The sequence below is a fragment of the Solibacillus sp. FSL W7-1464 genome (genome assembly GCF_038004425.1).
Classification (GTDB): Bacteria; Bacillota; Bacilli; order Bacillales_A; family Planococcaceae; genus Solibacillus.
Genome location: NZ_JBBORC010000001.1, coordinates 1,487,719 through 1,512,265 on the forward strand (window position 1 = coordinate 1,487,719; position 24,547 = coordinate 1,512,265).

21 protein-coding genes are annotated in these 24,547 nt (G+C 36.6%); 15 read left to right on the forward strand and 6 right to left on the reverse strand.

Annotation, left to right across the window (positions count from 1 at the left end):
• Positions 1–57 precede the first annotated feature (57 nt).
• Complete coding sequence (locus MKZ25_RS07115) at positions 58–1,404, reverse strand: MATE family efflux transporter (RefSeq protein WP_340800881.1); 1,347 nt, start codon at positions 1,402–1,404, stop codon at positions 58–60.
• A gap of 323 nt (positions 1,405–1,727) precedes the next feature.
• Here MKZ25_RS07115 and MKZ25_RS07120 point away from each other — a divergent pair, with 323 nt between their 5' ends.
• The 3 genes from MKZ25_RS07120 (at position 1,728) to MKZ25_RS07130 (ending at position 3,240) form a co-directional block, all read left to right on the forward strand.
• Positions 1,728–2,306 (forward strand): 3D domain-containing protein, encoded by a 579-nt coding sequence (locus MKZ25_RS07120; RefSeq protein ID WP_340800882.1) that lies wholly within the window; start codon positions 1,728–1,730, stop codon positions 2,304–2,306.
• Positions 2,307–2,646: 340 nt separating this feature from the next.
• Positions 2,647–2,979 carry a redox protein gene (locus MKZ25_RS07125; RefSeq protein WP_340800883.1) on the forward strand — a complete coding sequence of 111 codons (333 nt, stop codon included), beginning with the start codon at positions 2,647–2,649 and terminating at the stop codon, positions 2,977–2,979.
• A 51-nt stretch (positions 2,980–3,030) separates the two neighbouring features.
• Complete coding sequence (locus MKZ25_RS07130; protein WP_340800884.1) at positions 3,031–3,240, forward strand: hypothetical protein; 210 nt, start codon at positions 3,031–3,033, stop codon at positions 3,238–3,240.
• Positions 3,241–3,316: 76 nt separating this feature from the next.
• Here the strand turns inward: MKZ25_RS07130 and MKZ25_RS07135 are convergent, their stop codons facing one another.
• The 3 genes from MKZ25_RS07135 to MKZ25_RS07145 all read right to left on the reverse strand — a co-directional run bounded on the left by MKZ25_RS07135 (position 3,317) and on the right by MKZ25_RS07145 (position 6,503).
• Positions 3,317–4,489 carry a hypothetical protein gene (locus MKZ25_RS07135; RefSeq protein WP_340800885.1) on the reverse strand — a complete coding sequence of 391 codons (1,173 nt, stop codon included), beginning with the start codon at positions 4,487–4,489 and terminating at the stop codon, positions 3,317–3,319.
• Position 4,490: 1 nt separating this feature from the next.
• Entirely contained in the window at positions 4,491–5,066 is a 576-nt protein-coding gene (locus MKZ25_RS07140) for a hypothetical protein (RefSeq protein WP_340800886.1), read from the reverse strand.
• A 144-nt stretch (positions 5,067–5,210) separates the two neighbouring features.
• Entirely contained in the window at positions 5,211–6,503 is a 1,293-nt protein-coding gene (locus MKZ25_RS07145; protein ID WP_340800887.1) for an MFS transporter, read from the reverse strand.
• A 192-nt stretch (positions 6,504–6,695) separates the two neighbouring features.
• Here MKZ25_RS07145 and MKZ25_RS07150 point away from each other — a divergent pair, with 192 nt between their 5' ends.
• Positions 6,696–7,946 (forward strand): helix-turn-helix transcriptional regulator, encoded by a 1,251-nt coding sequence (locus tag MKZ25_RS07150; RefSeq protein WP_340800888.1) that lies wholly within the window; start codon positions 6,696–6,698, stop codon positions 7,944–7,946.
• Between the two features lie 155 nt (positions 7,947–8,101).
• Positions 8,102–9,076: an alpha/beta hydrolase gene (locus MKZ25_RS07155; protein ID WP_340800889.1), complete on the forward strand. Its 975-nt coding sequence runs from the start codon at positions 8,102–8,104 to the stop codon at positions 9,074–9,076.
• Positions 9,077–9,147: 71 nt separating this feature from the next.
• Here the strand turns inward: MKZ25_RS07155 and MKZ25_RS07160 are convergent, their stop codons facing one another.
• Complete coding sequence (locus MKZ25_RS07160; RefSeq protein WP_340800890.1) at positions 9,148–10,521, reverse strand: aminotransferase-like domain-containing protein; 1,374 nt, start codon at positions 10,519–10,521, stop codon at positions 9,148–9,150.
• 146 nt (positions 10,522–10,667) lie between these two features.
• Between MKZ25_RS07160 and MKZ25_RS07165 the strand changes: the two genes are divergently transcribed.
• Positions 10,668–11,564 (forward strand): DMT family transporter, encoded by an 897-nt coding sequence (locus tag MKZ25_RS07165; RefSeq protein ID WP_340800891.1) that lies wholly within the window; start codon positions 10,668–10,670, stop codon positions 11,562–11,564.
• Between the two features lie 128 nt (positions 11,565–11,692).
• On the opposite strand, the gene MKZ25_RS07170 is transcribed toward MKZ25_RS07165, so the two are convergent.
• The gene (locus tag MKZ25_RS07170; protein ID WP_340800892.1) at positions 11,693–13,096 is read right to left on the reverse strand and encodes a sigma-54 interaction domain-containing protein; all 1,404 of its coding nucleotides are present in this window, start codon (positions 13,094–13,096) and stop codon (positions 11,693–11,695) included.
• A gap of 279 nt (positions 13,097–13,375) precedes the next feature.
• On the opposite strand from MKZ25_RS07170, the gene MKZ25_RS07175 reads away from it, so the two are divergent.
• The 9 genes from MKZ25_RS07175 to MKZ25_RS07215 all read left to right on the forward strand — a co-directional run bounded on the left by MKZ25_RS07175 (position 13,376) and on the right by MKZ25_RS07215 (position 24,523).
• On the forward strand, positions 13,376–14,620 hold the full coding sequence (locus tag MKZ25_RS07175; RefSeq protein WP_340800893.1) for a Zn-dependent hydrolase: 1,245 nt from the start codon (positions 13,376–13,378) through the stop codon (positions 14,618–14,620).
• Positions 14,621–14,648: 28 nt separating this feature from the next.
• Positions 14,649–16,292: an amidohydrolase gene (locus MKZ25_RS07180; protein ID WP_340800894.1), complete on the forward strand. Its 1,644-nt coding sequence runs from the start codon at positions 14,649–14,651 to the stop codon at positions 16,290–16,292.
• Between the two features lie 29 nt (positions 16,293–16,321).
• Entirely contained in the window at positions 16,322–17,764 is a 1,443-nt protein-coding gene (locus MKZ25_RS07185) for a sodium:solute symporter family protein (protein ID WP_340800895.1), read from the forward strand.
• Between the two features lie 134 nt (positions 17,765–17,898).
• Positions 17,899–19,080: an MFS transporter gene (locus MKZ25_RS07190; protein WP_340800896.1), complete on the forward strand. Its 1,182-nt coding sequence runs from the start codon at positions 17,899–17,901 to the stop codon at positions 19,078–19,080.
• A 218-nt stretch (positions 19,081–19,298) separates the two neighbouring features.
• Positions 19,299–19,967 (forward strand): response regulator transcription factor, encoded by a 669-nt coding sequence (locus MKZ25_RS07195; protein WP_340800897.1) that lies wholly within the window; start codon positions 19,299–19,301, stop codon positions 19,965–19,967.
• Complete coding sequence (locus MKZ25_RS07200; protein WP_340800898.1) at positions 19,964–20,977, forward strand: sensor histidine kinase; 1,014 nt, start codon at positions 19,964–19,966, stop codon at positions 20,975–20,977. The genes MKZ25_RS07195 and MKZ25_RS07200 overlap by 4 nt, the downstream gene beginning before the upstream one ends.
• A 345-nt stretch (positions 20,978–21,322) precedes the next feature.
• Entirely contained in the window at positions 21,323–21,739 is a 417-nt protein-coding gene (locus tag MKZ25_RS07205; RefSeq protein ID WP_340800899.1) for a hypothetical protein, read from the forward strand.
• Positions 21,740–21,759: 20 nt separating this feature from the next.
• A complete protein-coding gene (locus MKZ25_RS07210) occupies positions 21,760–22,527 on the forward strand; it encodes an ABC transporter ATP-binding protein (protein ID WP_340800900.1) in 768 nt (255 codons plus the stop codon).
• A complete protein-coding gene (locus MKZ25_RS07215; protein ID WP_340800901.1) occupies positions 22,517–24,523 on the forward strand; it encodes an ABC transporter permease in 2,007 nt (668 codons plus the stop codon). The genes MKZ25_RS07210 and MKZ25_RS07215 overlap by 11 nt, the downstream gene beginning before the upstream one ends.
• The last annotated feature ends 24 nt before the right edge of the window (positions 24,524–24,547 follow it).

Genomic DNA, 24,547 nt, shown 5'->3' on the forward strand with positions numbered 1-24,547 from the left:
CGGCAGCCAAAAACATCCATCACCTCACATTAGGAGGAGATGGATGTTTTAGCATGCTTATTTATCTGAACCGACAATCGCATAGCGTTCCCATTTTCGGCTTCGCCAGCGGAAAATAACGAGCACTGCACGAATCCATTCATCACATGCAATAGCCAGCCATACACCGACAAGACCTAAATCAAGAACGAAGACGAATAAATAACCCAGCGATAGCCCGATGACAATCATGGAAACAAATCCAATACGGACAGGGTATGCGGCATCCCCGGAAGCACGCAATGAGTTAATGATTGTAATGTTAATTGTACGTCCTGTCTCCAGGAAAATACTTAGTAATAGTACACTTGCCCCGATTTTAATGATTTCTTCGTTATCAGTAAAGAGGCCCATGAACGGCTCTCGGAAAAGGATGATAATTGCAACCATGGACAATGTAAAAATTAGCGCAGATTTTACACCAAACCATACTTTATTATAGGCCAGCTCTTTCTCACCAGCTCCGACATACCGGCCGACCAAAATAGCAGTTGCCATCCCGATAGCCATTGCGAAAAGATAGGTAAACATCGAGATATTCACAGCATACTGGCGGGCAGATAATGCCTCGGCTCCAATAAATGTTACATAGTAGAGAAGGACGATTTGATTTGTCTGGTAGAGTACCTGCTCAAGTGCGGAAGGAATCCCGATTTTCAAGATTTTTGAAATATAGTTTTTGGATAATCTATAGTAATCGGCCCATTCAATACGAACTTCTAATGCCTGGTATAAAAGCCAGAAAAATACAGCTGCAGCAAGGGCACGACTAATAACGGAAGATATCGCTGCACCTTCCACACCAAGTTCCGGCATTCCGAATTTACCAAAGATTAAAATATAGTTTAAAACAACGTGCACAATATTCATTGCAAGTGAAACATACATCGTTTGCTTCGTCCAGCCTTGCACACGGATAATCGATGACATGGAAGTAATTAAAGCCTGAACGAATATAAAACCTCCGACAATGACTAAATAGCTTTGCGCTGCTTCCAATACAGCACCTTGCAGATTCATCATCTTCATTAAAACATCGGAAAACAATAAAAATAACCCGCTGATGACTAAACCGACGAGCAGATTGAGTGTTACCGATAAAGCGGCAATTTGTGATGCTTCTGCAATTAGGCGAGACCCTAAATATTGAGAAACAACTATGGAAGCACCTGTACCGATTACCCCCAATAATAAAATTGCAATCTGTATATATTGATTGGCTGTTCCTACCCCTGCTACTGCATCATCCGATACAGCGCTTAACATAAAAGTATCCGCTAATCCCATCAGCATAAATAGGAACAACTCTAAAAATAATGGCCATGTTAACTTAAATAAACTTAATTCTTTCGTGCCTTTTTCCAATCAGTTCACTCTTTCTATTGTTAAAATCAAAACAAAAAATATATTAGCATAAATTGTTACTGTAGGATAGTTTTTTACTCATACGTGTAAAAAGGGGAAAAAGTCATGAGAAAATTGTTAAATAATAGGGATATTTTAGTTGAATAATTAAGTTTATTCAGATATTCGTAATATATTCTCGACATATTTCGACACTTTGTTATCGAATTGTAATATTAGTAGCGTTATTTTGTCATCTCCATGAAACATAGGAAGGTTATGCTAGGTCATGTTGAATCAAAAAGATTTTTCACGACACTTTTTCTGGAGGGAAATATTCAAGTATGATCAAGAAAATAGTAGCATTTATTGCGGTTATGGCCGTAAGCACATTTATTTTTGCAGGAACGTCAGAGGCAGCTTCACATACAATTAAAAAAGGCGAGAATTTAACAATGCTTGCGAAGAAATATGATACATCAGTAAAAGAACTCATGGCGATAAATGGTTTAAAGACAACAAATTTACAAATTAAACAAGTCCTTAAATTACCAAGCCAAGTTAAAAATAAACCAGCTGTGAAAAAAGAAACAGCAACTAAAGCATCCGCTACACACCCATCAAATGTAAAAAAGACGATTAAGATGTCAGCAACGGCTTATACAGCAAATTGCAAAGGCTGTTCAGGTATTACGAAAACTGGGTTAAACCTGCGTAAGAATCCGAGTTTGAAGGTCATTGCAGTAGATCCGAAAATCATTCCGCTTGGCTCTAAGGTTTGGGTAGAAGGCTATGGGATTGCCGTTGCCGGTGATATTGGCAGTGCCATTAAAGGAAATAAAATCGATGTCTTTATGAGTAAAAAATCGACAGCTAAAAATTGGGGACGTAAAACAGTTACGGTTAAATTATTAAAATCATAATCAAAGCCTATTGCGAAGAAATCATTACTTCTCGCAATAGGTTTTTTTCATTTTAAGTTATAATAATAAAAGATTTTGCGAAAAGGAATGGTTCAAAATGTTTTTTTATGAGACAACTTGCCGGTATTGCCGAAAACCATTCAAATTAATGGAAGGCACTAAAAAATATCAGCGGTTTAAAGAAAATCGACAAGCAAGCATTGGCTGCGATAATTGTGATCGACGGATCGAAGCAGATTCAAGAAAATATTTGTTCAATCGTGATTAGATATGCTGCTTAAAATGTTTTCATTACAGGCTTCCCTGCGCTAAGTAACGAAATAATAGGAGTTGGTCATTCATGGATGGCAAAAAAGTAGAAATTGAATGTAGAAACTGTCATGAACGAATGACAATCGATTTTTCTACGGATTCTTTTTCATCGCAAATACAAATATTTAACGGGAGAAAACAACAGAAAAGGACATATATTAAGGAATGTCCGCATTGTCATACAATCAATTCCGTCACGAGTGATAAAAAAGAGGAGTGGGGCAGCCGGAAAGGACCGAATTTTAAGCTGTTTATGTTTTCCGGGTTATTTGGCTGTCTAGGATTTATTGTTATTGGTCTCCTTTTTCTTTATTTTGCGTTTCAAGGATTCGGATTTGTGGTAGATTGGTTATTTAATTAAGGAAATAATAAACTTTCGTGCTATAATAAATAGCTTGTGGAGGTGTAGTTAATGTCAAAAAAATGGACAATCCATTCGATTCAGGAATATGTAGAAAAGAATACAGATACAAAATTATTATCAACAGAATTTAAAGGTTTTTCGCAAAAATTAGATTTCCAATGTGCTTGCGGGAACACATTCCAAAAACCTTGGAAAAAGTTCAAAGAAAACAAACAGCAAAAGTGTGAAGTGTGCCAGCCGCCAAAAGAATCACGCTAATGGAACAAAAGATTTGTTTGTATCATGAAAAACGCTGTCCAGCTTATTGATGGACAGCGTTTTTATTGAAGCGGCATTATTTTTGGCCGACGATTGATAAATTTAATTCATTATACAGTTCGTAAAAACTTCTTTGTTCGGTATTTTCCGCAGAACCAATATAAATTACACAGCTTTTTAATTGCCGGTTATTCAACAGAACCTCCTGATATTTTTCGGTTGTAATCAGTAAAAACTTTTGTTCGCTGTAGGGGTAGATAATGAGCTGATTGTTGGCAGATTCACCATCAATCAGATCAAATAATTTCCTGAAGTTCATATGACTTTTAAGCTCCAGTTTATACATCGAAACAAGGTTATTTTCTTTAAGGTGCTCCGTAAAAAAAATGTTGGCAAGCTGATAAAACTGCCTCGAGTTATATATCAAAACATTTTGAGTAGTATTCAGGTCAGCAGGAATATATGACTTGTGACGTTCAATTATTTGCTCGCAAAATGTCAGTAAATCGCTGTATAGCAAGTTCGCCTCTGGATGCTTCTTAATAATCCGATAGAAGTGTCTTGCTAAAAACGAAGTATACATAATTTCGTTCGAGTCGTTAAATTTCTTTAACAATGAAGACATTGCAAAAATGGCCATTTCGTAATTTTTCTTCAAGAAGTTTGTACTTGCCTGAATGGAATGAACGAAAACAACTTCCGCGTCGTTTTTACAATGTTCAATATACCAGTTGAACTGATCAATATATTTATTAGCTTCTTCAAAACTTCCGGTTTCCAAAAGGGCGGTTACAAGCTGTAACTGAGCATTACATTCGTAAAATAATCGGTCTTCTTTCATTTCCAACGCATAAAAATATGCACTTTTTGCATATTGAACCGCTTCCGGATAGTTATTGTTTTCAAGTGCATGGATGCTTAATAGGTAGTGGCACATAGACAAATTTTGAGGGAAAGAATCTGTATCAATCGTGTGAATGATTGAGTTGATCAGCATATCGCTTTGTGGAATGGAAGAAACGATGGAAGCAAAATTAACACAGCAAACGAGCGCTTCTGTCACATGTTCCGGGTTGTTGGACCTTTCTATGATGGCCAAAATAAATTGAAGCTGCTCAAATGCTTCATCAAACTGTTTATTGGCATAAAAAGTTTTAAATTGCTTTATGCTCAGTGTTAACGAGCGTTCGATCAATCGTAATTCGTTGTTCAAACTAAGTTGTAATGATGTATCGGAACAAGTATGCATGTTATAACTCCTTTTGATGTATGAAATAATACCGGTTTGTACGATCAACAGTATCTTTTATCAATTGACTGAAGTAAGTGCCGACAAAAATTTTTTCTTTTAATTGTTGAAGAAACTGAACATGAATGTAATTGATGATCTGACTGGATGGGGATGGAAGGAGATTGTTGTCGTAAAAGTTTATTAACTCCAACGGCAATTCCGATGTGAAGCCGGCTTCCTCAACAATGCCCTGTATTGTTTGCTTTAATTTATTTTTTAGAAGAACAGAAAATAGTAAACAAATTAAAGGATCATTGCTCTTTTTAATTTTAAATCTCTGCAGCTCGTATTGCTTTATGATTATTTCATGAAGATACGACTGAAAAGGATAGTAAAAACGTATGTGATCATCCATTATTAATTCGTAATCATCCGTAGTTAAATATGTATACAGATTATAAACAAATTGATAATAAAAATTATAACCTTGATTATAATCTTCTAATTGGACATCCAGAAATGGGTTGTTTGACAGGAGCTGCTGAAATTCTGAATATTTACCTTCTGGCATAAAATAATAGTTGTGGAAATTCAATGAAATATCAGCCTCTCTAATATAAAAATTATTACAATATAAATTGTACAGAAACTTTGACAGTATATCAAACTTATATGGACTCTTATTTAAAGAAAAAAAGAGCTAATATAGAAATTTAGCTCTAATTCGAGTGAAAGTCTATTATTCGGTTACCGGTTCTGTATCCAGCTTCACCTTTTTCAATTCAGGGTGAGCCATTTCTAATATTGAAGGGCGAAGTAATAATAAAACAATTCCAATCAAGATCAGACCGCTGAAGATTAAAATATATTGTGCCGGAATGAATTCATATAAGATTCCAAAAACTAGTGTCCCGACAGGCATAGCACTCATCGCCATCATTTCGATAATCCCAAAAACACGCCCGCGGTACTCCTCTTCAATGGAAGTTTGCATCAACACGCCAAGTGGGGTATTTGTGATGACACCCAATGCCCCGAATAAAAACATGATGATTAAATAATAGACGAAATTCATCATTGCCGAAAATGTTATGATAAGCGGTATTGCCGATAGAATAACAACAACAGAAGAGGCAAACAGGGATCGTTTTACTGTTAGTAAAGGAAATTTGACGGTTGCTTTAGATGCAAAATAAACAGATGTAATTAAAACGCCAACTGCACCACCAGCCTCAGTAAAACCGATATATTTTGGATCTAAATTCAAAATCGTCAATAAAATATAATCTCCGCCAACATTGATCGCTGTAAAAAATAAATTTAACCAAAGTGCTGTCCATAGAATCGCTTTAATTATAGGTTTCGAATTGACATATCGGAAGCCGGCTTTAAAGCTTTCTAACATCGATTCTTTCTCCGCATTCTCATTTACTGTTTCTTTCTTATAAAGTACAAAGTTCATTGTAGATTCCAACAAAAGTGTTATAACAGCAGCACCGATAAAGATAATGAGGAACATTTCCATCGATACAAAACCGAATAACATTCCGCCGAAGATCGGTCCGCCAATACCTGAAATAGAATAGGACAACTGGTTAAAGCTCATCGCTTTCTGAAGTCGGGCTTCATCAACAAGGTTGGCAATCGAAGCGGAAAATGCCACACCTGAAAATGTGCTGAAAATACTATTGAACACTGTTGCGGTATATATCGCGATTAAAGATAATCCAAATTCATGCGTGTAAAGCAATAATCCGCCCACAGTCAGTATAACGCCGGCTTGCCCGCTGAGCACAAGCCATTTTCTTGGTAAGCGATCCCCTAATAGACCTGCAATCGGTGACATGATCGTGCGCGGTAAGTAGCTTAAAATAATATTTGTCGCAAAACTAAGCGAAGAACCTGTCATCGATAAAATATACATACTGATTCCAAAACTGTAAACATGTGACCCGAGCGCACCAATCATTTTGCTTATTAAAAACGTGTATAAATGATACGTTGCTCTTTTTAATTTCTGATGTTCATTCATAAACAAAAACCCCTTTGTTTAATTTAATTAAACTTATTATATGGCGAGATTTGTTAAAATGCAATACATAAGTTTAATTAAATTAAAATTATTTTAAAGCATTTTAATTTATTTTGATTTAAATGTTTAATTAGGTTAAAAAATTCGCCTTTTATTTGATTTTTGGTAAACTGTATTTAATGAGGTGACGACGTGTTGAATATTGGTGCCAAAATAAAAGAACTTAGAAAAGAGCGCAAAATGACGCTTGCCCAAGTAGCGGGAGACCGAATTACAAAAGGGATGCTCAGTCTGATTGAAAACGGGAAGGCACAGCCATCCATGGAAAGTCTTCAGCATATCGCAAAACAGCTCGATATCGATGTATCCGAGCTCATGCAAACCGAAAATCATCAGCAAATGAAAGAATTATACCGGAATGTTGAAGTAAAACGTTTAGCTCTGAATAAAGAGCATGATGATAAGAAAATAAATGAAAAAGTTCTCGAACTGTATCATCTAATCCATCCATTTTATGAAAATGGCAGCCTTAAAGGGGCAACGTTCGAGGAAGTGCGCATTTACGAAGTGTATTTAACAATGCGCTACTTTGCGAAAATGGATTTATCGGAAAAACCATTCGCCAAGTTAATCAGAATGTATGAACAAGTACACGGCTATTCGAAAATATTGAAGATTTATGCCCGTATGGGGAATATAAAGTTTCTTGAAAATCAATATGCGGAAGGCCTCCAGTATTTACTTGAAGGGGAAAAGTATATCGAGAAATACGGGGACTTGATAGACGACCTTGAAAAACTCGATTTATACTATAATATTACGGTTTCCTATGCAGCACTGAATGATGATGTCCAAATGGAAGTGTATTTGGAAAGAGCATTAAAATTAGCAAAAGAAAAGAAAATCGTCTATCGGTTAAACGATTTTTACCGCTTTTTGTTTTTCATTCACTGTTCAAAAGAAGAGGAGGAAAAAGCTTCATATTATTTAAAGAAAATCCGGGCATTCGCAGAAATTATGGAAGATCCGACTGAAACACTCATGGAGCAGCTTGTAACGCTTCTCTACACAAATCAGATCGAAAAAGATTACGAGAAAACAGTTGCAACCCGATTTGAAAATAATTTTGTTTTAGAAGGCTTTTCATACAGCGCGGACATTTTCTTTAATGGACAGTATGGGTATGCCTACTACATGCTTGAGCGGTATGAAGAAGCGTTGCAAACTTTGAAAGACATCGAAATATTAGAATACAATCAGCACCCGCTTGATTTGTCGATGATGTACATGGCGTTTGCAGTAAGGGCATTATGTTATTTCAAACTAGGGGACAAAGAAAACGCCAAACGCGATATTTTATATGCAATGGATGGTGTGAAAGATTTGAAAGTCACAAAGGAAATCCAGTTCATAATCGATGCGTATGAGGAAATATTGAAGTAGAACCAAAACACGGATAATCCTGGAGATTGTCCGTGTTTTTCTGTTATTAAACACTTGATACATTTCAGGAATTAATTTTGATTATGTTCTATTCATTTATCAGGACGAATAAATTAGTAGAGTGAGTTCAATTTTTGTGACATGGAGGAATGAAGATGATCAAACGAGTAAATCCAGAATTTTTAGCCGGTTTAGAAGCATTTACAGACTTTGATTTTAAAGTAGAGCACTTGGAAACGATGCGCGAAGGTATGGCCCAGGCGGTACTGCCGTTAACGAGCACTGATACAGTGAATATTATCAATAAAACTATTACCGGCATTGATGACAATGAAATTCGTGTTCGTATTTATAAACCAGCTCACCAGGATCAAGAATTACCTGTTTTATTGTGGATTCATGGTGGGGGTTATGTACTGGGCAGCATCGAAGACAATGATCATCTTTGTGTACAAGTTGTCGAGACAGCTAACTGTGTCGTTGTTTCCGTTGATTACCGTTTAGCACCGGAATATCCGTATCCTGCACCGCTTGAAGATTGCTACAGTGCCCTTGCATGGATTGCGGACAATGCAGCAGAACTGCAAGTGGACAAGAACCGTATCGGCGTAGCCGGGGCAAGTGCCGGCGGTGGTTTGACAGCCGGTTTAACATTGCTGGCGCGTGACCGTGAGTATCCTTCAATTTGTTTCCAAATGCCACTTTATCCGATGATTAATGACAGTAACGATACACCTTCCGCGAACGAAATTACGGAAGGTATGATCTGGAACCAAAAAACGAATGATTTTGGCTGGAAATGCTATTTAGGCGAATTGCATGGGCATGATGATATACCAATTTATGCTGCACCGGCAAGAGCGGAGGATTATCGCAATCTTCCATATACGTATACATGTGTTGGTCAATTGGATCCTTTCCGTGACGAAACCATTACGTATGTAACTAAACTGGCACAGGCAGGGGTTGATGTGGAATTTCACTTATATCCAGGCGCATATCATGGCTTTGAATCACTGAACCCACAGTCGGAACTTGCTCAGAAAGTAATTAAAGAATACGTGAATGCGATTAAAGTAGGCTTTGACCGCGTGAAAGCAAGCGCTGACCAAGTGGAAGAAGTAAAATAAATTCCTGGCTTCAGGGAATGCTCGGTTCTAAAGTGAACCGGGCATTTTTATTTTGAATACTGTTATTGAATTTAAAGATACGGTTTGAACGAGAGCAGGTTATAATTCCGTTTTTCATACAGTTCGATTATAAGCGCGGCCAATTGCTGAATGCCGAGATGGATTTTGTTTTCATCTACTTGTGAAATGCTTAGACGAATTGCTTTCTTCCTGTTTTCACTTAAATACATTCTCGAAGCATTATCTACATAAATATGTTTTTCCTGCAGCATGTAAATCAATTTATCGACATTTATAGAAGGGGGCAAGTAGATGGTGAGATAAAAACCGCTTTTGGGCTTTGTATACTGTACATAGGTAGGTAAATACAGTGAACATGCTTCTAATAACAGATCCATTTTAGTTGAATATAATTTTTTCACCTTTTCTAAATGGTATTGAAACATCCCATTTTTTAAATAGATTTCCAAAGCCCCCTGTGAAAGCGGCGATGTATTGAAATCTGCACTGAATTTATTGTGCACAAAGGAAGAAATCATTTTTTCAGGAAGTACCACTGTTGCGATTCGCAGTCCAGGCAAAAATACTTTGGAAAAGCTCTTAACATAAATGACTCTTTCATTAGGTTCATATGCAAACAAAGGATCGGACTTTATATCTGTATCAAGTTCTGCCAAGAAATCATCCTCTACGATATATACATCGTATTTTTCTGCAAGAGCAACAATTTTTTTCTTTTCTGCATTAGAGTAATGATGTCCTAATGGATTGTGGCATCTTGGGATGATGTAAAAGAATTTTATGTCAGCGGAGCGAAATAACTTCTCCAGTTTTTCAAATTCGATTCCTTCCATCGTCACTTCAATTCCGAATGTTGTAATCCCGTTTACCTGTAAGGCATCAATCATCCCAAAGTATGTAGGCTGCTCAATTAATACATTCTTTTTCCCGTTCGGAAACGGCATGGCTGAGAGAATATGGAGTGCCTGCTGTGATCCGGACGTAACGACAAGCCGATCGGGTTTCGTAAATACTTGTAAATGTTGCAAATACTTCGCAAGCTCCTTACGTAAAGAAAAAAGGCCCTGTTGATCACTATAAGTAAATAACTGTTCTTTATAATGATCGATTGCCTGGTTAATACAATACTGGAAATCTTCATATGGCATAATCCTTTTATCCGGACCAGCAGATAAGAAATCAATCTCGCTTTCCTTCTCGTCAAATGTTTGATAATCATCCACTACGTAATAGCCACTTTTAGGTTTTGCATAAATCATATGCTGTTTTTCCAACTCAATTAATGCTTTCACAACCGTATTTTTACTGCATTGAAATTGTTCAGCGAGCCGTCGGATTGAAGGCAACTTACTTCCTGTCTTTAAGCAATCATCCTTAATTTGTTGTTTGACCCATTCCAAAATGCCAATATATTTAGTTGTCATCTCGTTCTCCTTTGCTATCTGTCCCATGACAGATGGGAAATTCCCTTATTTTAAAAAGAGTGGATTTTCATTACAATCTGTTTAATTAGCTTAATCGTATTAACTAATTATGGAATATTTTTTTACGACTGTGAAGGGGGAATGAAATGGAAACTCATATGAAAAAAGGGATGCTGTTAGGCTTTATTGGAATCATTTGTTTCAGTTTTACATTACCGGCTACAAGCATTGCTGTTTCTTACTTCGGTGAGACAATTGTCGGATTGGGTAGGACAGTTATTGCAGCAATTATAGTCGGAACAGTATTTATTGTGAAAAAGCAATCTTTACCAAGTAAAAGACATATTAAGAGTTTACTAATTGTCGCTGTTGGAGCTGTACTGGCTTTTCCGTTATTAACAACATATGCGATGAAGTCATTGCCAGTTTCACATGGGGCAATTGAATTGGCTTTACTCCCACTTGCGACAGCTGGTTTTGCTATGTGGCGAGGGGGTGAGAGGCCTTCAAAACGCTATTGGATTGCGAGTGCAGCCGCGGCGATTACGGTCATTATTTATGCCATCTATTTAGGATTAGGGCAGTTGCATAAAGGAGACTTTGCGCTGATCGCAGCGGTCATATTACTTGGATTAAGTTATGCTGAAGGCGGCAAACTTTCAAAGGAACTTGGAAGCTGGCAAGTCATTGCTTGGGCTATTTTAATTGGTGCACCCTTTTTTGTTATTCCTGTAGGCCTGGGTTTATCAAACGGTATGTTGCAGGCACCTATCAAAGCATGGGTCAGTTTGTTCTATTTAGGAATAGTCAGTCAGTGTTTAGCTTATGTAGCATGGTATGGTGGTATGTCTTTAGGAGGCATTGCGAGGGTAGGGCAGATTCAATACTTACAGCCTTTTTTAATGATTGGTTTTTCTGTATTATTTTTAGGGGAATCGATTACTTGGATTACAATTATTCTAGCTATCATTGTTGTGCTATGCGTCATAGTGGGGAAAAAGGCACACTTGATGAAGAAAGATATCCACTCAAAGGCTAATTAAATAAAATTAATCAATTGGTGCCGGAACTACTAAAAATAGAACTCAGTAAAAAGAAAACAAGGGCTCACCCTTACAGAAAGTAAAAGGCATGATTCCTTGTTTTTTAGTGCAATGGTTTTCTTTATAAATTATGACTCAATGGACAAATTATATTTTTTTATTCTTCTCATAAGTGAAGATTGGGTTATTCCCAGTGCCTCCGCTGTCTTTCTTGTTGTCTTGTTTATAGCATAGGAATTGGATATAATCCTTTTTTCCACAGAGTCTAAAACATCATTCAAGGTGTTGTTACCTTCTAAGTACGTATCAATTATAGCCTCACTATGTTCTCTCAAGTGTTCCGGCAGGTCTTTCAATTGGATTTCATTATCTGCAGAAATAATTACTAATCTCTCGATTAAGTTTTCTAGTTCTCTAATATTTCCCGGCCAACTATATTGCTGAAGTTTCTCTAAGACATCAGGTGAAATGTGACATTTCCTTTTATGTTTGTTATTTGATTTAATTAAATAAAAATGAACAAGGCCAATTATATCTTCTTTTCTATCTTGAAGCGAAGGAACATGTACTGGCAATACGTTTAGCCTATAATACAAATCTGAACGGAAGTTACCATTTTTTACTTCATCAAATAAATTTAAATTTGTGGCAGCAATAATTCTTACATTAGCAATTTCATACTTAGTCGAACCTACAGGAAGAAATTTCTTTTGCTGCAGAAATTGCAATAGCTTTGCCTGTAGATGAATCGGTAACTCACCTATTTCATCAAGAAATAAAGTACCGCCATCTGCCAATTTTATTAATCCGGCTTTACCTGTTTTGTTTGCTCCAGTAAAAGCCCCTTTTGCATATCCAAAAAGTTCTGATTCGATAAGGGCCTCCGGTATTGCTCCGCAGTTAATTTCAATAAAAGGGCCATTGCTGCGCTCACTTAGATCATGTATCCGTTGAGCAAGCACATTTTTCCCAACCCCCGTTTCTCCCGTGAGTAACACTGTAGAATCCGTAAGAGAAATTTTATCAATTGTTTTTAAAAGAGTAAGATAGACTGGGCTTTGTCCAGAGAAAAAATGTGAATCTAGTTTTTTTACATAATTTAAGCGGAAAATCTCCTCGCTATAACGCTTTAATAATGACTGTGTTTCTTCTAATTTATTAGTTGTTTTTACAATTTCGGTAATATCTTTTGTTTGGGCAGTAATGTACTCTATTTCCCCGACTTCATTTTTAATCGGATGTCCTAAAACAATGAACCGGCTGTCCTTACTAGTTGTAGATTGTACTGTACTAACCACCGTTTTTGTTTCGAGGACAAGTTTTACGACAGAAGGATTAAAAATACCTAATTCTTCTAAGTGATATACATCCTTTCCGATGAAGAAAGATTTAGGTTTACCTGAAAAATTCGCACAAGCCTGGTTAATACATAGAACATTCCCTTTGCTATCAGCAATTAGTACACCATCAGAAAGTGAATCAATTATCTTAATAAAAAATGGATTCTCTATAATATTAAGGATTTTTTGCAATTTTTACCCTCCCCATTAAACGATGAGTAGATTATAACATTATTTTTGAGTCAAATTCGTTTCGAAAAACTACGAAGAAAGATTTTATAGGCTTTTAGTGAGTCGTCTTTGGTTCAAATGGCGAAATTATGAGTCGTTTTTGTTAAAAATAAAATAAATTTATTCAAAAATTTTATATATTTGTCTACAAAATTGGCATTTGTCCTCAAAATAGTTGGCATATAAATTGCTTTTAAAATGTTAAGTCCCTGAAATTCAGAATTAAGGAGGTTTGGGTTAATGATTCGCCAAAAAATACAAATCAATAGCGATCGTCTTACGAAGGCGATCGACGAAAGTGCAGGAATAGGTGAACTATCCGAGGGTGGAATAAGAAGACTTGCACTTACTGATGAAGATAAGAAAATGAGGAACACCTTTATTCAATGGTTGAAGGATAGTAAACTTGAAGTTAGAGTGGATGATTTTGGAAATATCTATGGACGAAGAGAAGGGCTCCTCCCCGATGCTCCCGCGGTACTGATTGGATCTCATTTGGACACACAACCAGAAGGTGGCCGCTTTGACGGTATAGTGGGAGTACTTGCTGGTCTTGAAGTAATTCGTACATTGAATGACTATAACATTCAGACAGAAAAGCCAATTGAGATCGTTAATTTTACTAATGAAGAAGGTGCTAGATTTGAACCGCCGCTTTTAGGTGCAGGGGGTGCTACAGGGCATTTTGATAAAGAATTTGTTTATAGTCGTAAAGACAAGGATGGAAAAACTTTTTTAGAAGAACTTAAAAGAATTGGGTTCCATGGTGAAAAAAGCAGCCGATTTCAAAACAGCCATTGCTACATTGAACTACACATTGAGCAAGGCCCCGTATTAGAGCATAGAGCTATAGACATTGGGGTTGTGACAGGTATTCAAGGAATTGATTGGCTAGAAGTTAAAATTACCGGACAATCTGACCACGCTGGCCCAACTCCAATGAACATGAGAAAAGATGCACTTTATGTAGCAGCCAAACTTATCCAAATTATTAGAGATACCATTGTCAGCGAAAATAGTGAGGCAACAGCAACTGTAGGAAGAATGGAAGTAAAACCAAATTCAATCAACAGCATTCCTGGCGAAGTTGTCTTTTCGGTAGATATCAGACATTCAGATGATAGGGTTAAAGAGCATTTAACTCAATTGATTATAGAAAAGTTAAGTGTTACTGCTGCAATTGAACAGCTTATGATAGAAATTAAAAAAATTTGGGAATCCTCTGCTAGCGATTTTTCTGCTGAACTAATTGACATCATTTCCGAAACATCCAATGAACTTGGATATAGCAGCCAAAAAATGGTTAGTGGTGCAGGCCATGATTCAAAATATATGAATGAAATTACTCCTACCGCCATGATATTTATTCAAAGTGAAGGTGGCAAGAGTCATTGTAAAGAGGAATTCACAAGTAGGAATTCAATTGACATGGGTGCCAATGTGCTATTGCATACTATTTGTAAATTGGCCTGTGCATCCAACTGAGAAAATAAAAAAGAAGAGGTGAGTTTATATGTATGCAGATTTGATCATTACAAATGCTGAGATTTATACAATGGATGAAAGTTATCCAATTGCTGAAAGTATGGCTATCAAAAATGGGAAAGTCATTGCTTATGATCAACAAGTTGAAAAATTAAAAGGACCGTCAACAAAAATGCAAAATTTGTATAAAAAAACGGTATTACCGGGTTTCATAGAGAGTCATACACACCCTCTGCACTATGCACTGAACTTACTTCAACTTGATTTAAGATCCGAAGTGACTCAGGATATCGAAAGTATACTTCATGCTGTAAGGGAGAAGGCAAAAGTGACCCCCAAAGGACAATGGATTTTAGGAATGGGTTGGGATGACAGCAAAATGAAAGAAAAGCGATTTCCAACAATAGAAGAATTAACTGAAGCAGCACCTGATCACCCTGTTTTTTTGAAAAGAACATGTGTGCATAATGCGGTTGTTAATCGAAAGGCCTTTGATGTAAGTGAACTTCCCGAACTCCCAAAAGATCCACAAGGGGGACACTTTCATATTAATCAGAAAACTGGAAAACCTAGCGGATTGATTCAGGAAAATGCAATGCAGGAATTTATGATTCCGCCATTCACAACAACACAGATGGTTGATACGATGTTACAGGCACAAGAGCAATTCTACCGCTGGGGTATTACTGCTGTCCACGATATGGCCGTGACTTCAAAAGAAATGGCGGTATATCAACAGCTCCAAAAAGTAGAGAACTTCCGATTAAAAGTACGTTTATGGTTATGGGCTACTGATTTAATGGGATGGAAAGGCGTTCAAGAAGAAGTTCTTTCCCTCGGTATAGAGAGCGGAATTGGAAATGATCGACTAAACATTCAGGGCTTAAAATATATGCTAGATGGAAGTGTTGGCGGAAAAACAGCAGCAGTAAACGAACCGTTTGAAGGTAATGAGAATACCCGTGGAATTTTATATATGAAACAAGAGAAATTAAATCAGTTAGTATCACAGGCTATAAATAATAATTTACGGGTTGCAGTACATGGAATTGGGGAACAGGCCATCGATATGGCACTGGAAGCCATTAAACAAGCTACAAATCCGGATGATAATAAAAAAATGAGAAATAGAATTGAACATTGTGCGTTACCTACTGATGATCACCTAAAGACAATAGCAGAGTATGGGATAATTGCTGCCTCTTCCATTGGATTTGTGTATTCAATCGGTGATAGTTACTTGAAAAATTTAGGGGAAGAACGAGCAGCTAGGGTGTTTCCGCATGCCTCTTTTAAGAGATATGGAATAATAGCTCCGGGAAACTCCGACTTACCAGTATGTAATGGAAACCCATTATTGGGCATTTATTCGGCTGTTACTCGTAAAACAGTGGGAGGGCGGCAACTTGGGACAGACGAAGCAATTTCTGCTGAGGAAGCAATAAGAGCGTATACAATAGATGCAGCTTATTCTGGTTGTGATGAGAATATTATAGGGTCACTTTCAATTGGCAAGTATGCTGATTTTATAGTATTGAATCAAAATCCGTTCAAGGTGGATCAAGAAAAGATTAAAGATATAAAAGTTATTCGGACAGTTATCGAGGGTGAGACAGTTTTTATCAGTGAGAACGCGTTAGAGGCCGAAGAGGTTTTTAGTAAGAATTATTGAAGAAATTTAATTGAAAAGGGGGAAATGTAATGTTTAATTCACAAGAACAAACGATTTTAGGTGGAATTGTTATCTTTTATTTCCTATTTCTATTTGCAATTTCTTTTTACATCAATCAAAAGAGTATTAAAACATACGATGATTACAACGTAGCTGGCAGATCCGTATCCATTTATCCATTAATATTAACTTTCGTTGGAACAGCAATTGGAGGTTCCACTCTGTTGGGATTCATGACAAATGGGTACAACTTCGGCATGGGACAAAACTGGCTAAATTTCAGTATTTTTATTACAGGTGTTTTAATGATGTTTTTCTTCCTGAAAAAAATCAGGAAGTATGGGGAAGAATATAACATGGTAACCATCGCAGATTTTACCACATTACGATTTGGTGAAGGTGCCCGTTTCCCTACAGTGATTAGTATTTTAATAGCATATAGTGCTATTACTGGGATGCAATTTATTGCTATTGCTACTATTCTGAACTTAACTATTGGAATTAGTATGACAGCTGGTATTATTATTAGTTGGATAATGCTTACATTAAAGACTTATTTCGGTGGTATGAAATCTGTTATTTGGCAAGATGCATTTCATGGAACAATACAAACTATTGGTATCTTCATTCTATTTGTTACTGTTATTTTCGTATCAGGCGGTTGGAATAAAATTTCTGAAAATGCTCTCGCGATAAATGAAGGAGCTAATTTGAATATATTTAATATTTCGATGACGGAGGTATTGGTATACCTTTTGACTATTGGGGGATATCAATTTGTCAGACAGGATCTATGGCAGCGATTTTGGGCAGCCAAAGATTTAAAAACAGCTTCACGAGGTTACTGGATTTCCATTATTGTAGCATTTGCGACAGGTATGGCCGTTATTATCATAGGTATTTACGGTAAATATGGCTTGCCAATGGGCGAGATTAATCCAACTTTAGCGTATTATGCCATTACAGAACATGTTTTCAATTTCCCGATGGTTGTAGTAATGATTGTCGCGTTACTGGCCACGGTTATCTCTACTGCGGATTCATTTTTCATGGCAGGTGCTTCATCGATCGTGAATGATGTCATTAGGCCGCGTATGAAAATCCAGGATGACAAAAAACTCTTAAAATACAGCAGATTATCAGTTTTTATAGTTTCACTATTAGCTTTAGGGCTGTCCCTTTATATTCCACAGCTTGTTAATTTATGGGTAACAGGAACTGCAATGCTTGTATCAGCCTTGGTAGCCCCAGTAACTTTTGGGCTGTTTTGGAAAGGCACGACAAAACTTGGCGGCACTATAGGGATGTGGGTTGGCTTATTCGTAGCTATAGGCTGGCAATTAGCAGGACATCCATTCGGCATTCATCCTGTATTCTTGGGATTACCTATTTCTATATTTTTAACAGTTGTTGTTTCACTCATGACTCTCCCAAAGAATTCAGTAAATCAAACAGAACAAGAATTGACTTAAAATAAGATATGTCGAGAAAATGCACTTGGAAAAGGGAAGGGGACATATACCTTCTTTTTCCATCTGTCATGTCTTGCTGTTCTAAAATAATTTTTGGCATAAGAACGGTTACTAAGCAGGGAGAGGAGTTATGGATGGCCTTTACATTTCGAAACCAAACTACCTTTTTATTCGTTTCTTTCTTATTTTGGGTTTCTCAATTTATTTATGTTCCTGTATTAGCGCCATATATAGAATCACAAGGTGGGAAATATACTTTTATTGGCCTTGTATTAGGCAGTTATGGCGTTTTCCAATTAATTAGCCGAATGCCCATTGGAATTTTTTCGGATCTTTTAAAAATAAGGAAACCCTTTATTTTATTTGGTTTGTTTATTAGTGCATTAAGCTGCTTGACATTTGCAATAACAGATCAATTAGGATGGATACTTGTGGCGCGATCACTAGCAGGGCTTGCAGCTGCAACATGGGTGGTATTTACAGTTCTTTATTCAAGTTATTTCACGGATCAACAGATCACTAAGGCAATGGGGAGCATTTCCCTAGTTGTAGTTCTGGCCCAATTTACAGGCATGGGTCTTAGCGGGTATGCGATAGCACAATGGGGATGGAATGGACCGTTTTGGCTGGGAGCAATAATTGCCCTAATTGGCATGCTCCTATCCGTGTTAGTATTTGAATCAAAAGAAAAAGTCACTAGTGAGCCTATTAGATTCAAAGAATTGACGTCTATAATTACCTATGTCCCTCTCATAAAAGTTTCAGTATTGTCTATTGTAGCCCACGGAATTCTCTTTACAACAATGTTTGGTTTTACACCGGCATATGCACTGGAAATCGGTTTCAAAGCAACCGATATAAGTTTAGTCACTATTGCCTTTATGATACCACATGCAATAGCAGCAATTGTAAGCGGCAAATATTTCGTTCCAATGTTAGGGAAGTGGCGAACGTTACAGTTAGCTTTTTGTTCAGTGACTGTTTTTACGTTACTTACACCTGTAATAGATGGAAAATTGCTATTTTGTATCTTGCAAATATTTAACGGCTTTTCGCTTGGCCTCCTATTTCCTGTACTATTGGCGATGGTAGTAGAATTGGTGCCGTATCAGAAAAGAGCTACAGCTATGGGAGTTTACCAAGCTCTATATGCACTGGGAATGTTTATTGGTCCATTTGTGGGTGGGATACTCAATTCATATTTAGGGATCGGTGGCGCATTTTATCTATCAGGCATAGCCGGAAGTATTGCAACAATCTTTACGTTTATTTGGAACTTTAAAGAACAAAATAAATTAAATGTGCAACCTGATTAAAGAATAGTATTATCCAAACTTACTGAATATTGTAAGGAGAACGATTTCATTTTGAATGGATTTCGTTCTTTTTTTATTGGGAAAAAGGGGTAAAAACGTTTTTTGTTGAAGTTAATCACATAGGACTGCTGTACATATGTTTGTGATAAATGATTAAGAATGGTATAAGTGTAAATGAATTTTAATCTGGAACTCCAAACGTTAAAGGAAGTGAACGTATGTCAAAAATCGTAATTATAGAGGATACGGAAACGATAAGAGAAGAATTGAAAACTTTTTTAATCACATATGGGTTTGAAGCAATTGCACCGACAAACTTTGAAAATATTATTCAAGAAACGCTAAACGAAGCACCGGATCTTATATTGCTGGATATCAACCTACCCATTTTTGATGGTTACTATATTTGCAGGGAAATAAGGAAACAATCGGATGTGCCGATCATCGTCGTGACGAGCAGGGATAACGAGATGGATGAACTGATGAGTATGAATTTAGGTGCGGATGATTTTGTTACAAAGCCTTATAACACTCAGATTCTTTTGGCAAGAATTGAAACCATTTTAAGAAGAGTTCAGGGATCGAGTATGCGGGATACTCTTGTTTATAATGATTTAAAGCTCAATTTATCCAACGGTTCTGTTACTTATAAAGGGGAGAAGGCAGAACTCACTAAAAATGAAATCAAAATACTTTCCTGTCTTTATAAAAACAAAGGAAAAATCGTATCAAGGGACGACCTCATGGATTTTATGTGGAACGCAGATGTCTTTGTAGATGATAATAACTTATCGGTCAACGTCACGAGATTAAGAAAAAAACTTGAAGCGTTAGGTATGGAGAAAAATATTGAAACGAGACGCGGGTTAGGATATATACTTCCATGACACTAAAAGAATATGTTAAAGACAGAACTGTATTCCTGCTCATGAATTTCATATTATTTATCATTATTGGCGGCATTATGATACTTGTCAGGATGAATGTCCAAACAGTTTTTCTTATTTTCTGTATTTGGTTTTTTCCACTCTTCATATATATGTTGATCGAATATTTTAAGCAGAAAATTTTTTATGATGAATTAACGAGCATTATGGATGATTTAGATCAGAAATACTTGCTGCCTGAAGTTATGAAAGAGCCTGAAACTGTGGAAGGTAAGGCTTTGTATGAGGCATTGCGTCAGGCAAACAAAGATATGCATGAGCATGTAAAAAGTTATCGTGACCGGGAAAATGAGTACAGGGAATATATTGAAACATGGATCCATGAAATTAAAACACCCATTGCCTCCACAAGGCTGATCATTGAAAATAATCAAAATGGCGTTACCCGAAATATTAAAGAGGAAATAAAGAAGATTGAAGAATATATCGAGCAGGTTCTCTATTATTCAAGAAGTAATAATGTGAGCAAGGATTACCTTATAAAAGAGGTACCTTTAGCTGACCTTGTAAGAAGTGTTATAAGGAGAAATTCAAGGGATTTTATTAGTAAAGGAATTTCAATTGACCTTGAAAAAGTTGAAGGGATCGTTTTCAGTGATACAAAATGGCTGGAATTTATCTTGAATCAGCTGATCGGGAATGCAATTAAGTATAACCGAGAACGTGATGGAAAGGTAATCATCCATACGGTCAGAAACGAAAATAATATCGTTCTTACGATTGAGGACAACGGGATAGGGATTCCAGAAAAGGATATACATCGGGTTTTTGAAAAAGGGTTCACCGGGGAAAATGGTAGGCAATTCGGGAAGTCTACCGGTATCGGTCTTTATTTATGTAAAAAACTCGCAGATCGGCTTGGCTTAGGTCTTACCATCACATCAAAGGCGGGTGAAGGAACAAAGGTGAGTATTATTTTCCCTTTAACCAACGTAAACTTCATGCAGTAATGCAACATAGAATAGCGGGTTTATAGCGATTGTACATTACAATAGCTATAAGTCCGTTTTTTATTTATTCGGGAATGCTTAACGTATTGTAAATCCCTTAAACTAAAAATTTTATTTACGTCTAGGCTAAAGCGCCAACCCCTGGCCATTTCGGCCCATCGTGCAAAAGTGATGGTACGTTTACTTTTGCGTCGGGACCTCCAATCGCTGGCGGAGTTAATCGGGCGCATTAGCGCTTTTGTTTATAATCTTGCAAAAATGTCACTTTAATAAAATATAAATCAATATGTCCTCCCAATAGCTATTGATAAGATACCGTTAGAAATCAATTAGGGGGAATAAATTATGAAAAAAGCCATTTCAATAGTATTAGGAATCTTTCTGTTAGGTCTTGGGATTTTCCTAGTGTATGAATATGTATCAGAGCCAAAAATCGTAGAGGGCGTCATGGCAAAAACGATTGATGAAAAGGGAAAACCTTCTGATATAACAAATACGTTTACACCAGGTGAAAAAATATATTTTGCCGCAAAGAGAAACCGGTTCTGGACTAATAAAGCAGAAGTGGTTTGGTATAAAGGTGAAATTAAAACAGCGAACCGATTTTTAGTGGAGGAAGAAGTAACTGTAAACGATGCGAAATATTTCATAGCCGAGCTATCTGTTCCGGAAGGTCTTGAAGAGGGGCATTACGGTGTCACGATATATGTAAAAGGGAAAAAAATTATGGAAACACATGCCGAATTTGATGTGAAAAAATAGATGTATCTTGGAGGAAACGTATGCAACCGATATTAAGCGTAGAAAAAATCGAAAAATACTACGGAAACAAAGGCAATATTACAAAAGCGATCGATAATATCAGCTTTACCGTAAATGAAGGCGAGTTTTTAGGAATCATGGGTCCTTCAGGGAGCGGAAAGACAACACTTCTGAATTGTATTTCGACAATTGATCATGTTACAACTGGCAAAATTATTATCAATAATCAGGATATTACGACATTAAAGAAGAAAGGTCTTGAAGCATTCAGACGTGACGAGTTAGGTTTTATCTTTCAGGATTTTAATCTGCTGGATACGCTGACAGCTTATGAAAACATCGCTTTGGCTTTGACGATTCAAAAAAGAGAGGCAATGGAAATTGATCAGCTCATTAAAGCCGTTGCGGAAAAGCTCGATATTTTGGGTATCCTTAGCAAATTTCCTTTTCAACTGTCGGGAGGGCAAAAGCAAAGGGTCGCTTGTGCAAGAGCGATTGTAACCGAGCCTTCTCTCATCCTGGCTGATGAACCTACAGGTGCACTTGATTCAAAATCATCACGATTATTGTTGGATTCTTTTGAAAAACTGAATAAAGAATACCAGTCAACAATACTAATGGTTACCCATGACTCGTTTACTGCAAGTTATGCCAATCGAATATTGTTTATAAAAGATGGTCGGATTTTTAATGAGCTCGTGCGCGGAAATGACACGAGAAAGGAATTCTTCAATAAAATCATTGAAGTGGTGACTTTACTTGGAGGCGATGTCGGCAATGTTCTCTAAAATCGCATTCAATAATGTTAAAAGAAGCTTTAAGGATTATTCAATCTATTTTCTGACATTGACTTTAGGGGTTTGTATTTTTTACAGTTTCAACTCTCTTGACTCGCAACAAGCTATCCAGGAGATGAACAAAAATAGTGTTTTTCGTGAATCATTAGAATTGCTCATGTCTGGAACATCAGTGTTTGTATCAGTTGTTCTTGGAGGTCTGATTGTATATGCCAATAATTTTTTGATAAAAAAACGGAAAAAAGAACTTGGCTTATATATGACATTAGGTATGTCAAAAGGAAAAATCTCTAGAATTTTAATTGTCGAAACTCTCCTGATCGGTGTAGTATCTTTAATTGCGGGAATTGGACTTGGGATCATAGTATCACAAGGCTTGTCGGTGCTGACGGCAAACATCTTGTCTATGGATCTTGACAAATATAAGTTTGTTTTTTCACTTGGCGCCATGATGAAATCGATTGTCTACTTTGGTATCATCTATTTGCTTGTCATGCTTTTCAACCAGTATACAATTTCCAAATACAAACTGATTGATATGTTAAATGCTTCAAAACGTAATGAAGTAGTAAAGCTGAAAAACTCTTTCGTATCCGTGCTGACATTTATTTTATCTTTAGCTTTTCTAGTGTTTGCCTATACAAGAATCCTAAAGACAGGTTTAAATGCTGATAGTATGGAATTGATAATCACGGTTATCGCAGGGGTATTCGGAACACTTTTATTCTTTTTCAGCCTTTCGAGCTTCTTTATCCATATTGTGCAAAAGAACAAAAAATACTATTTGAAAGATATAAATATATTTGTCTTAAGACAAATAAACAATAAGATCAATACGAACTTCCTTTCCATGACAATTATCTGTCTAATGCTTTTTTTAACAATCTCACTCATCTTTACTGCTTTTGATTTAAAAGGAACGATAGATAAGAATTCAGCAAAAAATTTGCCTTTCGATGCTTCGGCGTTTCTCGTAGCTGATCAAGATGAAGAACCTGCAGTGAATGATATAGAAGTCTATTTAAATAATATTGACTTTACATTTGAACCATATGAAAAACATGCTTTCTTTGATGAATACCTCCTTGATTTAACGATTGAGGACCTGTTATCAAAATATTTAAGCGAACAGGAACAGATTGCTATACAGGAAAATTACTTATATGGTCCAGTTTCAGCAATAAAAATTTCGGATTATAATGCAATTATCAATCTGAAGGGGCAAGAGGCTGTTGCTCTAAAAGATGATGAGGTACTTATTGTATCAAGCTATGGCGAGATGATCCAAGCTTTGCCTGAGTATATGAAGAATGAAGAAAACATTGTAATTGAGGATAAAGCATATACAATCAGAAATGATGTGGCTATTGAAGAAAATATAAGAATTAACAAGAGCAGTAAGTTCTTTTATCTTATCATTCCTGATAATTTTACAGGAAACCTCCAACTAGAGTTCTCAAGTTTTAACGTATTATATGAAGAGCGCTACTTTGAAAAATCCGAAGAGAGATTTTCTAACTTATTTAATGATCTGGAAGAAAATAAATATAGAAACATTCATCCGGGATTGGTCATCGGAAGTACAATCGATCAAATCAAAGAGCGAGAAAATGGTTCAGCGGCATTATTTCTATTCCTTGGCCTGTTTTTAGGGCTCATCTTTATTATATCGAGCGCAGCTGTTATGGCGTTGCAGCAGTTATCTGATGCAAGTGACAGCTTGGAACGCTATATATCACTAAAGAAAATCGGTGTCACGGATAAAATGATAAACGGGGCTATATTAAAACAATGTCTCATTTATTTTTTACTCCCTCTAGGTCTTGCGGTCATTCATTCGATTGTTGGAATCAAGGCGGTCAGCGGAATGTTCCATTTCAACTATGAAAGCATACTGATCAGTTCAGTGATCCTTGTTATCATTTATGGCGGGTATTTCTATGCAACGTATGTTGGTGTGAAGAATATTGTAAAAGGCAGTAATTAAGTAGCGTAAATGGCTATAATCTAA

What these genes read in the sequence shown, in the direction of transcription:
- MKZ25_RS07155 (WP_340800889.1), top strand. Translation starts at nt 8,102, where the DNA reads ATGATCAAACGAGTAAATCCAGAATTTTTAGCCGGTTTAGAAGCATTT.
- MKZ25_RS07125 (WP_340800883.1), top strand. Translation starts at nt 2,647, where the DNA reads ATGGATGGCAAAAAAGTAGAAATTGAATGTAGAAACTGTCATGAACGA.
- MKZ25_RS07165 (WP_340800891.1), top strand. Translation starts at nt 10,668, where the DNA reads ATGGAAACTCATATGAAAAAAGGGATGCTGTTAGGCTTTATTGGAATC.
- MKZ25_RS07120 (WP_340800882.1), top strand. Translation starts at nt 1,728, where the DNA reads ATGATCAAGAAAATAGTAGCATTTATTGCGGTTATGGCCGTAAGCACA.
- MKZ25_RS07160 (WP_340800890.1), bottom strand. Translation starts at nt 10,521, where the DNA reads ATGACAACTAAATATATTGGCATTTTGGAATGGGTCAAACAACAAATT.
- MKZ25_RS07200 (WP_340800898.1), top strand. Translation starts at nt 19,964, where the DNA reads ATGACACTAAAAGAATATGTTAAAGACAGAACTGTATTCCTGCTCATG.
- MKZ25_RS07195 (WP_340800897.1), top strand. Translation starts at nt 19,299, where the DNA reads ATGTCAAAAATCGTAATTATAGAGGATACGGAAACGATAAGAGAAGAA.
- MKZ25_RS07210 (WP_340800900.1), top strand. Translation starts at nt 21,760, where the DNA reads ATGCAACCGATATTAAGCGTAGAAAAAATCGAAAAATACTACGGAAAC.
- MKZ25_RS07135 (WP_340800885.1), bottom strand. Translation starts at nt 4,489, where the DNA reads ATGCATACTTGTTCCGATACATCATTACAACTTAGTTTGAACAACGAA.
- MKZ25_RS07175 (WP_340800893.1), top strand. Translation starts at nt 13,376, where the DNA reads ATGATTCGCCAAAAAATACAAATCAATAGCGATCGTCTTACGAAGGCG.
- MKZ25_RS07215 (WP_340800901.1), top strand. Translation starts at nt 22,517, where the DNA reads ATGTTCTCTAAAATCGCATTCAATAATGTTAAAAGAAGCTTTAAGGAT.
- MKZ25_RS07205 (WP_340800899.1), top strand. Translation starts at nt 21,323, where the DNA reads ATGAAAAAAGCCATTTCAATAGTATTAGGAATCTTTCTGTTAGGTCTT.
- MKZ25_RS07185 (WP_340800895.1), top strand. Translation starts at nt 16,322, where the DNA reads ATGTTTAATTCACAAGAACAAACGATTTTAGGTGGAATTGTTATCTTT.
- MKZ25_RS07190 (WP_340800896.1), top strand. Translation starts at nt 17,899, where the DNA reads ATGGCCTTTACATTTCGAAACCAAACTACCTTTTTATTCGTTTCTTTC.
- MKZ25_RS07145 (WP_340800887.1), bottom strand. Translation starts at nt 6,503, where the DNA reads ATGAATGAACATCAGAAATTAAAAAGAGCAACGTATCATTTATACACG.
- MKZ25_RS07130 (WP_340800884.1), top strand. Translation starts at nt 3,031, where the DNA reads ATGTCAAAAAAATGGACAATCCATTCGATTCAGGAATATGTAGAAAAG.
- MKZ25_RS07180 (WP_340800894.1), top strand. Translation starts at nt 14,649, where the DNA reads ATGTATGCAGATTTGATCATTACAAATGCTGAGATTTATACAATGGAT.